Annotated in this window: 13 protein-coding genes and 1 pseudogene; 10 read left to right on the plus strand and 4 right to left on the minus strand. The window is 67.9% G+C overall.

The genetic code is table 11. The features are described from left to right. Window positions 1–2: 2 nt before the first annotated feature. Entirely contained in the window at window positions 3–1,208 is a 1,206-nt protein-coding gene (gene coaBC, locus E5K04_RS09760; protein WP_136553507.1) for a bifunctional phosphopantothenoylcysteine decarboxylase/phosphopantothenate--cysteine ligase CoaBC, read from the minus strand. A 110-nt stretch (window positions 1,209–1,318) separates the two neighbouring features. On the opposite strand from coaBC, the gene radC reads away from it, so the two are divergent. The 9 genes from radC to E5K04_RS09800 all read left to right on the plus strand — a co-directional run bounded on the left by radC (window position 1,319) and on the right by E5K04_RS09800 (window position 7,984). Further along, window positions 1,319–1,996, plus strand: coding sequence for a RadC family protein (gene radC / locus E5K04_RS09765; protein WP_136553509.1), 678 nt, complete (start codon window positions 1,319–1,321; stop codon window positions 1,994–1,996). A 321-nt stretch (window positions 1,997–2,317) separates the two neighbouring features. Beyond that, window positions 2,318–3,211, plus strand: coding sequence for a ribokinase (rbsK, locus tag E5K04_RS09770; protein WP_136553511.1), 894 nt, complete (start codon window positions 2,318–2,320; stop codon window positions 3,209–3,211). Next, window positions 3,208–3,606, plus strand: a complete 399-nt coding sequence (gene rbsD, locus E5K04_RS09775; RefSeq protein ID WP_136553514.1) for a D-ribose pyranase — start codon at window positions 3,208–3,210, stop codon at window positions 3,604–3,606. Before rbsK ends, rbsD begins: the two co-directional genes overlap by 4 nt. Window positions 3,607–3,635: 29 nt before the next feature. Next, window positions 3,636–5,105, plus strand: a complete 1,470-nt coding sequence (locus tag E5K04_RS09780) for a sugar ABC transporter ATP-binding protein (protein WP_407920080.1) — start codon at window positions 3,636–3,638, stop codon at window positions 5,103–5,105. Continuing rightward, window positions 5,106–6,047, plus strand: coding sequence for an ABC transporter permease (locus tag E5K04_RS09785; protein ID WP_235844333.1), 942 nt, complete (start codon window positions 5,106–5,108; stop codon window positions 6,045–6,047). 40 nt (window positions 6,048–6,087) lie between these two features. Beyond that, complete coding sequence (gene rbsB / locus E5K04_RS09790; RefSeq protein WP_136553518.1) at window positions 6,088–7,023, plus strand: ribose ABC transporter substrate-binding protein RbsB; 936 nt, start codon at window positions 6,088–6,090, stop codon at window positions 7,021–7,023. 124 nt (window positions 7,024–7,147) lie between these two features. Then, window positions 7,148–7,360, plus strand: coding sequence for a hypothetical protein (locus E5K04_RS16890; RefSeq protein WP_235844334.1), 213 nt, complete (start codon window positions 7,148–7,150; stop codon window positions 7,358–7,360). After that, on the plus strand, window positions 7,303–7,527 hold the full coding sequence (locus tag E5K04_RS16895; RefSeq protein ID WP_235844336.1) for a hypothetical protein: 225 nt from the start codon (window positions 7,303–7,305) through the stop codon (window positions 7,525–7,527). Before E5K04_RS16890 ends, E5K04_RS16895 begins: the two co-directional genes overlap by 58 nt. Beyond that, a complete protein-coding gene (locus E5K04_RS09800) occupies window positions 7,508–7,984 on the plus strand; it encodes a hypothetical protein (RefSeq protein ID WP_136553519.1) in 477 nt (158 codons plus the stop codon). The genes E5K04_RS16895 and E5K04_RS09800 overlap by 20 nt, the downstream gene beginning before the upstream one ends. Here E5K04_RS09800 and E5K04_RS09805 read toward each other — a convergent pair. The 3 genes and pseudogenes from E5K04_RS09805 to E5K04_RS09815 form a co-directional block, all read right to left on the minus strand. Next, entirely contained in the window at window positions 7,981–8,589 is a 609-nt protein-coding gene (locus E5K04_RS09805; RefSeq protein WP_136553520.1) for a 3'-5' exonuclease, read from the minus strand. The genes E5K04_RS09800 and E5K04_RS09805 overlap by 4 nt on opposite strands. Continuing rightward, on the minus strand, window positions 8,589–10,394 hold the full coding sequence (locus E5K04_RS09810; protein ID WP_136553521.1) for a putative nucleotidyltransferase substrate binding domain-containing protein: 1,806 nt from the start codon (window positions 10,392–10,394) through the stop codon (window positions 8,589–8,591). The genes E5K04_RS09805 and E5K04_RS09810 overlap by 1 nt, the downstream gene beginning before the upstream one ends. 104 nt (window positions 10,395–10,498) lie before the next feature. Continuing rightward, window positions 10,499–11,266, minus strand: a pseudogene (locus E5K04_RS09815) (class II glutamine amidotransferase); the annotation flags it as partial. Window positions 11,267–11,350: 84 nt separating this feature from the next. Between E5K04_RS09815 and E5K04_RS09820 the strand changes: the two are divergent. Continuing rightward, window positions 11,351–11,926 carry an Ntn hydrolase family protein gene (locus E5K04_RS09820; protein WP_136553523.1) on the plus strand — a complete coding sequence of 192 codons (576 nt, stop codon included), beginning with the start codon at window positions 11,351–11,353 and terminating at the stop codon, window positions 11,924–11,926.

Here is an 11,926-nt window from a genome sequence, read left to right on the forward strand (position 1 = left end):
CTTTATCTTCCTTGATCAGTGGGGGCGGCGCGCTTGCTGAGCAGCGCGGCCAGGTGGTGGACGATGGCGCGGGCGACGTCGCGCTTGGGCATCGCCGGCAGCGGGTGGTTGCCTGTGTCGTCGAGCAGCACGACCTCGTTGTCGTCGGCGCCCATCGCCTGCTGCGCGAGGTTGGCGACCAGAAGCGGCACCTGCTTGCGACGGCGCTTGGCGTCGGCGTATTCGAGCAGGTTGCGGCTCTCGGCGGCGAAGCCGACGCAGAACGGCGCGGCCGGCAAGGACGCGATGGTGGCGAGGATGTCCGGGTTTTCGGTCAGCTCGAGCACCGGCGGCGCGTCACCCTTCTTCAGCTTGTGTTCCGAGCGGTTCGTCACCCGGTAGTCGGCGACGGCGGCGACCGCGACAAACACGTCGCAGCGCGCGGCTTCGGCGAGCACCGCGTCTTGCATGTCGCGCGCGCTTTGCACGTCGACGCGGCGCACGCCGGCGGGCGCCGCCATCCCGGTCGGCCCCGAGACGAGGGTGACCTCGGCGCCGGCGTCACGGCAGGCGCGCGCGAGCGCGTAGCCCATCTTGCCCGAGCTGATATTGGTGATGCCGCGCACGGTGTCGATCGGCTCGTAGGTCGGCCCGGCGGTCAGCAGCACGCGCTGGCCTGCGAGCACCTTGTCTTCCAAGAGGCCCAGCGCGAGCTCGAACAGTTCTTCCGGTTCGAGCATCCGACCGTCCCCGGTTTCCCCGCACGCCTGCGCGCCCGACGCCGGCCCCAGCACGGCGACGCCGTCCGCCTTGAGCTGCGCGACATTGCGCGTGTTCGGCGCGTTCTCCCACATCTGGCGGTTCATCGCCGGCGCGACGGCCAAGGGGCAGGTGCGCGCGGCGGCCAGCGTGGTCAGCAGGTTGTCGCACTGGCCATGCGCGAGCTTGGCCAGGGTATCGGCGCTCGCCGGCGCGACAAGAAACAGGTCGGCGCGGCGCGACAATTCGATATGCGCCATGCCGCCGGCGGGGCGCTCGTCCCACAGGTCGGTGTACACGGCGTGGCCGGACAGAGCCTGGAAGGTCAGCGGGGTGACAAAGCGGGTCGCCGCCTCGGTCATCACGACTTCGACACGGTGGCCGGCCTTGACGAACAGGCGGGTGAGTTCGGCGGACTTGTACGCGGCGATACCGCCGGTGACGCCCAGCAAGATGCGTTTGGCTGTCATGGTGTGGACGGGGGAGGGGGACGCAAAAGGCGAGTTTACCGGAATTTGCCGGCCGGCGAGGCCGGCGGCTTGCTACAACTAAACCGTTGTCGACAGGCGGGGAGGGTGTGGTGACGATCGCCGACTGGCCATCTGGCGAGCGGCCGCGTGAAAAAATGCTCGCGCGCGGCGCGTCGGCGCTCTCCGACGCCGAGTTGCTGGCGATCTTCCTGCGTACCGGCGTGCCGGGCGTCTCGGCGCTGGCGCTCGCCCAGCGGCTGCTCGCGCGTTTCGGCTCGCTTGGGGCGCTGTGCCGCGCGAGCGAAGCCGAACTGTGCATGGAGCCCGGCGTCGGCCGCGCCAAGTACGCGCAACTGATGGCCGCGCACGAGCTGACGCGGCGCGCGCTCGCCGAGCAACTCGCGCGCGCCGACGTGCTGGAGAGCCCCGGCGCGGTGCGTGATTATTTGCGCTTGCTGCTGGGCGCGCGCGAGCGCGAGGTGTTCGTCGCGCTGTTCCTCAACGCCGCGCACGAAGTGCTCGCCGTCGAGGAGCTGTTCGCCGGCACCCTGACCGAGACCCGGGTCTACCCGCGCGAACTGGTGCGCCGCGCCTTGCTGCACAACGCCGCCGCCCTGATCGTCGCGCACAACCACCCGTCCGGGCGCGCCGAGGCGTCGATGGCCGACATTGCGCTGACCGCGACGCTGCGCGAGGCGCTTGCTTTGGTCGACATCGCCTTGCTTGACCACTTCGTGGTGACCGCGCAGGCCGCGGTTTCGCTCGCCGAGTCCGGCCGCCTGCGCTAGCGGCGTGACTTTTTTGCAAGTGCGCGTGGCAGCGTCCCTGACGGACGGCGGACGCCGGGTCGGGCAAGTCCCCGATTTAGCCGTCCTCCCCGCAAGCAGGGGGCAGATGGCCGGGCACCCATCCTGCGCGATATTTCCATGGGGTTTTGCGCAAGTGGGGATTGCGCGATATGAATAAAAGAGGCCGGTGAGCTTTGCGTAATCGGCAATGTTCGGTATCGGTCGGGTTTGGCTTGTAGTTGTTAATATTTTAATATTCGCGGCTTTTATAGTGCCCGCCGACTACGGGTGCCGTCTCGGAACACACGGAAACAGAACAAAATGCCCAAGGTTGTCGTTGTCGGCAGTATCAATATGGACCTGGTCGCGCTGGCCAGCCGTTTTCCCGAACCGGGCGAGACGCTTAGCGGTGAACGCTTCGCGACCTTCGCCGGCGGCAAGGGCGCGAACCAGGCTGTCGCCGCGCGCCGCTTGGGCGCCGAGGTCACCATGGTCGGTTGCGTCGGCGACGACCTGTTCGGCCGCGACCTCAAGGCCGGCCTCGAGCGCGAAGGCGTCGAAACCCGCCACGTGCATACCGCGGAAGGGACGGCCAGCGGCGTCGCCTGCATCACCGTCAGCGGCGCCGAGAACCACATCATCGTGATCCCCGGCGCCAACCACCGGCTGACGGTGGCCGACGTCGAGGCGGCCGAGGCCGAGATTGCCGCGGCCGACGTGGTGTTGACCCAGCTCGAGGTGCCGCTGGCGGTGGTCGAGGCGACCGCCAGCGTCGCGCGCCGCCACGGCGTGCCGCTGATCCTCAACCCGGCGCCGGCCACCGCGCTGCCGGCAGAGCTGCTCGCCAAGGTGAGCTACCTCACGCCGAACGAACACGAACTCTCCATCGTGCTGGACGCCGGCGACACGCCGTTCCCGGACATGATGGCGCGCCTGCCAGGCCAGGTGGTGATGACCAAGGGCGCGCACGGCGCCTACCACGTCGACGCGCAGGGCGCTTTTGTCCACCAGCCGGGTTTTGCGGTCGACGCGGTCGACACCACCGGTGCCGGTGACACCTTCAACGCGGCGTTCGCCACCTACCTGGGCGAGGGCGCTGCCGCCGCCATGCGCTACGCGTGCGCCGCGGCCGCGCTGTCGGTCACCCGGCTGGGCGCACAAGGCGGCATGCCGCACGCGGACGAACTGGCCGCGTTCATCAAGGATAAAGCATGAAAAAGACCGGAACGCTGAACGCGCAGCTTGCGCGGGTACTGGCCGAGCTCGGCCACGGCGACAGCATCGTGATCGCCGACTGCGGCCTGCCGATCCCGCCGGGCGTCGAGCGCATCGACCTTGCGCTGACGCCGGGCATCCCGTCCTTCGTCGACACCCTGCAGGTCGTGCTCTCCGAGATGCAGGTCGAGCACGCGGTGATGGCCGAGGAGGTGCGCCGCTTCAACCCCAAGGCGACCCAGTGCGCGGTCGAACTGCAGGAAGCGGGCATCGGCGTGCGGCTGGTCAGCCACGCCGACTTCAAGGCATTGAGCAAGGGCGCCCGTGCGGTGATCCGTACCGGCGAGGCGACGCCTTACGCCAACGTGATCCTGTTCTCCGGCGTCGTGTTCTAAAGGGGATGCGCTTGAGTACGCTGGTAGAAATGCGCGGCATCGCCAAGTCCTTCGGCCCGGTCAACGTGCTGAAGGACGTCGCGTTCTCGCTCGCGGCGGGGGAAATCCACGCGCTGATGGGCGAGAACGGCGCCGGCAAGTCGACGCTGATGAAGATCCTGACCGGCCTCTATCGCGCCGACGCGGGGCAGATCGCCGTCGCCGGCGAGACGGTGAGCATCCGCGACCCCAAGCACGCGGAGTCGCTCGGCATCGCGATCATGCACCAGGAGCTGAACCTGATCCCCGAGCTGACCGTCGCCGAGAACCTGTTCCTCGGCCGCGAGAAGACGGTGGGTGCGGGCCTGCTCGACATGGGCACCATGCGCCGGCTGTCGCGCGAGTACCTGTCGCGCCTCGCGGTCGAGCTCGACCCGGACGCCGAGGTCGGCTCCCTGTCGATCGGGCAGCAGCAGATGATCGAGATCGCGCGCGCGCTGTCGCTGAACGCGCGCGTGCTGATCATGGACGAGCCGACCGCCGCGCTGACCGAGCGCGAGATCGACGCGCTGTTCAAGGTGATCCGCGAGCTGCGCGCCGACGGTGTCGGCATCGTCTACGTGTCGCACCGCATGGAAGAGATCTTCGCGCTGTGCGACCGCATCTCGGTGCTGCGTGACGGCGAGTTCGTCGGCACCGAGCGCATCGCCGACACCTCGCTCGACCATGTGGTGCAGATGATGGTCGGCCGCGAGCTGGGCGAGCGCTTCCCCAAGCGCGAGGTCAGCCACGGCGCCGAGCGCCTGCGCGTCGAGCACCTGTCCGACGGCCGCCATATCGAGGACATCAGCTTCTCGGTGCGCGCGGGCGAGGTGATCGGCATCGCCGGCCTGATGGGCGCCGGGCGCACCGAGATCGCGCGCACCCTGTTCGGCCTGAACAAGCGCGCCGGCGGCCGCATCTTTGTCGACGGCGCCGAGGTGAAGATCGGCAAGCCGTCCGACGCGATCGCCTACGGCGTCGGTTTCGTCACCGAGGACCGCAAAGCGCAGGGTCTGGTGCTCGAGATGTCGGTGCGCGAGAACATCACGCTGCCCCTGGTGCCGACCATGGGCCGCACCGGCATCGTCGCCAAGGGCGAGGAGAAGAGCCTGGTCGCGCGCTGCATCGACATGCTGAAGATCCGCACGCGCGACGCCGAGCTCGAGGTGAAGTCGCTGTCCGGCGGCAACCAGCAGAAGGTGGTGCTGGCCAAGTGGCTGAGCCTGAAGCCGCGCGTGCTGATCCTCGACGAGCCGACCCGCGGCGTCGACATCGGCGGCAAGGCCGAGATTTACCAGATCATCAACCAGCTCGCCTTCGACGGCGTGGCCGTGGTGGTGATCTCGTCCGAGCTGCCCGAAGTGCTCGGCATTTCCGACCGTATCCTGGTGATGCACGAAGGCCGGCTGGCGGGTGAACTCGCCGCGGCCGACGCGACCCAGGAATCCATCATGCATCTGGCTACCGGAGGGTATTAAGTGGCCGTCAGTCAAACCAAGAAACTCGTGCAGAAGCTGGGCCCGTTGATCGGCCTGATCGTTCTGTGCGTCGTGCTCGCCGTGATGAGCGACAACTTCCTCACCGTCGGCAACCTGCTCAACGTGATGCGGCAGGTCTCGATCAACGCGTTGATCGCGTTCGGCATGACCTTCGTCATCCTCTCCGGCGGCATCGACCTGTCGGTCGGCGCCATCCTCGCGCTGTCCGGCGCGGTGACCGCCGGGCTGATGGCCTCGGGCACCGACCCGGTGCTGGCGACCTTCGCCGGCCTTGCCTGCGGTACGCTGATGGGCGCGTTCAACGGCCTGGCGATCACCAAGGGCCGCCTGGCGCCCTTTATCGTCACGCTGGCGACGATGACCATCTTCCGCGGCCTCGCGCTGGTGTATACCGGCGGCCGTCCGGTGACCGGGCTCAACAGCGACTTCTTCTTCATGCTGGGCAACGGCTACCTGGGCGCGCTGGTGCCGATGCCGGTGATCACCATGTTCATCGCCTTCGGCGTGCTGTGGTTCATCCTCAAGCGCACCGCGTTCGGCCGCCACGTCTACGCGGTCGGCGGCAACGAGGAGGCATCGCGCATCTCGGGCGTGCGCGTCGACCGCGTGAAGATCATGATCTACGCGACCTCGGGTTTCCTCGCCGCGCTGGCCGGCCTGATCCTGACCTCGCGTCTCAATTCGGCGCAGCCGACGGCGGGGACCGGCTACGAGCTCGACGCGATCGCCGCGGTCGTGCTGGGCGGCACCAGCCTCGCCGGTGGCCGCGGCTGGATCGTCGGCACCCTGATCGGCGCCTTGCTGATCGGCGTGCTGAACAACGGCTTGAACCTGCTGGAGGTGTCGTCCTTCTACCAGCAAGTGATCAAGGGTGCAGTCATCCTGCTGGCGGTGTTGCTCGACCGCCGCCAGGGACGCTGACGCAAATAATCCGTACCAAGTCTCAAGGGAAATACAAAAGATGAACTCGCTCGTGAAAATGCTGATGGGCACCGCCTTCGCGGCCCTGATCGCCACCGGTTGCAGCAAGCAGGGTCCGGAAGCTTCGGCCGAGGCGTCCGCCGCCGCTGCCGACAGCGGCGTGCCGACCATTGGTCTGGCCGTCTCCACGCAGAACAACCCGTTCTTCGTCTCGCTCAAGCACGGCGCCGAGGAAGAGGCGAAGGCGCAGGGCCTGAACCTGGTCGTCGTCGACGCGCAGGACGACCCGGCCAAACAGATCGCCAGCATCGAGGACCTGATCCAGAAGAAGGTCAAGGTCATCCTGGTCAACCCGACCGACTCCGCCGCCGTGGTCTCCGCGGTGAAGGCCGCCAACGCCGCCGGCATCCCGGTGGTCACCCTCGACCGCTCGGTCGAAGGCGGCGAAGTGGTCGCGCATATCGCGTCGGACAACGTCGCCGGTGGCGAGATGGCCGCGAACTTTCTGAAGGAAAAACTCGCAGGCCAGGGCAAGGTCGTCGAGCTCGAAGGCATCCCGGGCGCGTCCGCCGCGCGTGAGCGTGGCCAGGGCTTCCACAACGTGATCGACAAGGAAGCCGGCATCAAGGTTGCCGCCAAGCAACCGGCCGACTTCGACCGCGCGCGTGGCATGAGCGTGATGGAAAACATCCTGCAGGGCCAGAAGGACGTCGCCGGCGTGTTCGCGCACAACGACGAGATGGCGCTGGGCGCGCTGCAGGCGCTGGAATCCGCCGGCCTGAAGGACGTGGTGGTGGTCGGCTTCGACGCGACCGACGACGCGGTCGCCGCCGTCAAGGCCGGCCGCATGGCCGCGACCGTCGCGCAGAAGCCGGAGCTGATCGGCAAGGCCGGTGTCGACACCGCCAAGAAGATCATCGACGGCGCGAGCGTCGAGAAGAACATCCCGGTTCCGCTGGAACTGGTCAAGCAGTAAGCGCTTGTCGCGTGCTTGCAAAAATGGCGCCCCTGCGGCGCCATTTTTGTTGACCTGACGCAATATGCATTGCGGGTTTCGGGTCTAGGCTGCGCGTTTTGCCCTGACTGGAAAGAAACACCCGATGAAGGACATCTCGGTATTGGTGATCGGCGCCGGCGAGACCGGCGCGCCCTTGTTGACGCAACTGCTGGACGCGCCGTTCGTCGACGTGCGCGGCGTCGCCGACCTTAACCTCTCGCGGCCGGGCATCGCGCTTGCGCGTGCGCGCGGCGTGGCGTGGCGGTCAGCGACAACTTCGAGGCGCTGGTGGGCGGGCAGCCCGACCTCGACGTGATCATCGACGTCACCGGCGTGCCGGCGGTGCGCGAGCGCCTGCGCACGCTGATGCAGCAAGGCGGCAACACGCATACCGTGATCGTGCACGAGCGCGTCGCGCTGCTGATGATGTCGCTGGGGGCCGGACAACTGGTCGAGACCCGCCATGCCGAGAGCGGTTACTGAGCGCGGCTGGCGGCGGGCCGGGGCGCTGGCCGTCCTCATGATGGCGACGGCACCTACGTTCGCTGGCGCCACGTGCCTGCACGGCGAGGAAACCGTGTTTGCCTGCCGGACCGTGCAGGGAAAGCGGATCGAGGTATGCGACGCCGGGCGCACCCTCAGCTATGCCTTCGGCCGTCCCGGGCAGCGCCCCGAGATCGTCCTGCGCGTGCCGCGCGCGGCGGCGTCGACTTGGCAGTGGCAGGGCGTCGGCCGTTATCTCTCGTACGCGGTCAACCTGCCCAACGGCAACACCGAGTACAGCGTGTTCTGGGGCATGGACCGCCTGAGCGATGGGCACGAGGTCGAAGCCGGCGTGCACGTGAGCATAGACGGACGTCCGGCCGCGACCGTGCGCTGCGCGCCCGGCGCCGCAATCGAGCAGAACATCGAGGGCATCGACCTGCGCGCGGCTGACTAGCCGAAGCCGCGCCGTTTCAGCGCGAGGTAGAGCATCGCCGCGGTGATCGCGTCGCCCGCCGCGTCGTGGCGCGGCAGCGCCGGCACCTTCAATTCGTCGATCAGCGTCTGCAGCTTGAGGTCGACGTGGCTGTCCGGGTGCTGGCGGAACTTGTAGTCGTAGTAGCGCGCCGAGATCTCGACCTGCCGGTTGGGCAGCGTGCTGCCGATCAGCGGCTTCACGTACTTGTTGAGCACGGCGACGTCGAATTCCAGGTAGTAGCCGACCAGCGGCCGCCCGCCGATGAAGTCGAGCAGCCGGCCGACGGCGTCGGCCGGCGTGAGCCCCGCGCTCAGGTCGCGCGGGCGCAGCCCGTGCACGCTGACGTTTTTGGCCCCGGGCCGGTGTTCGGGGCGCACCAGCACGTCGAAGGTCTCGCTGGCGAGGATGCGGTTGCCGCGGATCTTCACCGCGCCGATCGACAGCAGCTCGGCCTCGCCGACGTTGAGGCTGGTCGTCTCGCAGTCGACGCTGACGAGCTCGTCCGGATGCTCGTCAAACAGCGCGAGGTAGCGATCGTCGCGCAGGCTGCGCTTTTGCCAGCCGCGCTTGATGGCGGCGAGCATCAGAAGCTCCCCAGCTTGAAGTGGTGGCGCAACTGCTGCTTGTAGCGTTTGACCACGGCGAACGCGTCTTTGAGCAGGTCGCGCTCGGGCGCGCTCAGGCGCTCGGGCGCGACCAGGTTGCCAGGCGCCTGGCCGTCCTCCAGCGCGGCAAGGCCGCTGGCAAGCCTGACCCCCAACAGGAAGGCCAGCGCCTCGCCGACTTCCTCAGCCATCTCCTCGCCGAGCACGCCCAGGCGGGCGAGTTCCAGCAGGCGCTCGTGCGTGTTGCACGCGTGCACGCCGTTTTCCAGCGCGAGCGCGCGGGTGCCGTGCACGATGGGGAAGATGCCGCCCTTCTTGAGGTCGAGCACCGCCTGTCCGTCGGCCTCGCGGGTCAGCAGTTGCGCGAACAGGCCAAGCGGGGTGTCGAACTGTTCGATCGCGGCGGCGAAGCGCGCGTAGAACGCGGCGTCGTCGGCGACCAGCTCGCCCAACTGCGCCTTGGCCGCCGCGAGCAGGCCGGCGTCACCGGCGACCGCCTCGGCGTCGACGAAGATCGCGAGGTTCATCAGCGCGTCGCCGGCCGGCTGCCAGGTCCACTGGCGCAACTGCCCGGCGAGTGCGCTTTCACAGAAGCGCCACGCGGCGTTGCAGACCATGATGCCGCCCGGGCAGGGCGGGTAGCCGAATTGTTCGAGCGCGGCCGAGAAGGCCTGGCATGTTGCTTCGACGCCGTCTGCGGGAAAGCCGTCGCGGATGATCAGCGCGTTGTCCTGGTCGGTCTTCAGGATCTGCTCGCCGCGCCCCTCCGACCCCATCACGACCAAGCAGCTGTTGGCGACGAGTTCGCCCGGCGCCACCAGCGCCCAGGTGCGCTCGAACAGCTGCGCGTTGAGCGTCTGTACCAGGCGCGCGAGCTGCACCGGCTTGACGCCGTGGCTGTTGAGGATGGACGTGAGGCGGGTGATCTGGCGCGCGGCGCCGGCGAGCTCGGCGAGGGTGGTGGCGCGCGCGATGCGCTGCGCGATCAGGTGCGAGTGGTTGGAGAAGTACGACAGCACGTCGACCTGCGACAGGATGCCGACCGCCTCGCTCCCCTCGAGCACGACCAGCCGGCGAATATTGCTGCGCGTCATCGTCAACAGCGCGTTGAACAGGAAGTCGTCGCGGCTGACGCTCGCCAGCTTGAAGTTGGCGAGCGCGGCAAGCGGGGTGTCGTAGGGGATGCCCTCGATGATCACCTCGCGAAAGTCGGTGGTCGTATAGATGCCGAGCCGCTCGCCGTCGCGCACCAAGAGCGACTTGACCTTGTTTTCCTTCATCGTGCGCGCCGCCTCGCGCAGGCTCAGGCTGCCCTCGACGCAGACCGGCGTGCGCAGTTCGACGTCGCCGACCGTGGCGGTGAGCAGGGTCTGCAGCTCGCGCGAGCCCGAGCGCTCCCAGAGTGCGCCGAACTTCTCGGAGACGCTGGCGAAGAAGTACGCGCCAAAGCGCAGGTTGCGCTCGGTCAGCGCGATGAGCGCCGCGCGCGGCAGGGACAGCAAGAGCGCCTCTTCGTGTACGACGAAGCGGTGGGCGGTGGCGCCGGTGACCAGCGCGCGCGCGTCGAACACGTCGTCCTTGCGGTAGACGCCGATCACCTCGTCGCCGGCCATCTCGCGCACGATGCCCTTGAGCACGATCCACAGCGCGTCGACCGTGTCGCCCGGGCCGAGGATGGTCTCGTCGTCGCCGAAGAACACGATGTCGGCCTGCGCCTCGAGGCTCTGGCGTTCGGCGGGTTCGAGCTGGTCGAACGGCGGATGGTTGAAGTCGAAACGGGTCATGGCGGCACGCGATCCTGAGTTATCTCTCTAGCATAACTGCAGCTTGACCGCGTGGCCATCAGGGGCATGCCGGCTGTCTGGCCGGCGCAACAGCAAGTCTACGCGTCGCGGTACAGCGGCGTGCCGTCGCGGAACAGCACGAGTTCGCCCGGCGCGAGCGCGGTCCACGCCTCGTTGTCGGTCAAAGGCTGGGTCGCGATCACCGCGACGCGGTCGTTGGGGGTGGTCACCGTCGCGAAGTCGACCGACACGTCGTCGTCGACCAGGTGCGCGGTGTTGAACGGCGCCTGGCGCACGATGAAGTGCAGGTGGGTCGAGCAGTGCGCGAACAGGAGCTCGCCGTTGCTCAGCATGAAGTTGAACACGCCGAAGGCGCGGATCTCGCGGGCGAGGCGGTCAAGCTCGGCGTACAGCGCGCCGGTTTCCGGCATCGCGCCCCACTTGTGGCGCAGCGTCTCCAGGATGTGGCAGAACGCGCGTTCGGAGTCGGTGCCGCCGACCGGCCGGTAGAAGTGGCCGGCGGGCGGGGCGAAAGACTTGAGGTCGCCGTTGTGCGCGAAGATCCAGTAGCGCCCCCACATCTCGCGCACGAAGGGGTGGCAGTTCTCCAGCCTGATCTCGCCCTGCGTCGCCTTGCGGATATGCGCGATCACGTTCTCCGACTTGATCGGGTAGCGGCGCACCAGGTCGGCGACCGGCGACTCGCTGGAGGGCTTGTCGTCGAGGAACACGCGCACGCCCGGCCCCTCGAAAAAGGCGATGCCCCAGCCGTCGGCGTGGTGGTCGGTCAGGCCGCCGCGACGGTGGAACCCCTCGAACGAGAACAGGATGTCGGTCGGGGTGTTGCAGTTCATTCCGAGTAGCTGGCACATGGTGTCGGTACGGCGGTGGGCGCGCCCTTGTAATTTCGCGTTTCGGCCTGCATCTTACCGGTTTTGGACGCTTTGGGTGAGGGCATGACGACCATAGTGGTGGTAAGGAAGGGGGGCGAGGTCGCGATCGCCGCGGACAGCCAGACGACGTTCGGCGACGACCAGAAGCTCTTGGCCGGTTACGACCTCCACCACGACAAGATCTTCAGCATCGGCGAGCACCACCTGGCGATCGCCGGCTCCGCTGCGCACGACCTGGTGCTGCAGAACGCTTTGCGCAGCCTGAAGAGCCGCGACCTCAAGAGCCGTGCCGGCATCTTCGAAACCTTCCGCAAGCTGCATCCCAAGCTGAAGGACCACTTCTTCCTGCGCCCGGAAGAGGAGGACGACGACCCGTACGAGTCGAGCCAGCTGATGCTGCTGCTGGCCAACCCTCACGGCATCTTCGGCGTCTACCCGATGCGCGAGGTCTACGAGTTCTCCCGCTTCTGGGCGATCGGCTCGGGCCGCGCGTTCGCGATGGGCGCGATGTATACCTGTTACGAAGACGACCTGAGCGCGGCGCAGATCGCCGAGCGCGGCATCCTCGCCGGCTGCGAGTTCGACCTGTCCTCGTCGCTGCCGATGTCGCTCTACACCCTACCGCTTAGCAAGGAATGA

Source organism: Crenobacter intestini (genome assembly GCF_004919095.1).
GTDB classification, from domain to species: Bacteria; Pseudomonadota; Gammaproteobacteria; order Burkholderiales; family Chromobacteriaceae; genus Craterilacuibacter; species Craterilacuibacter intestini.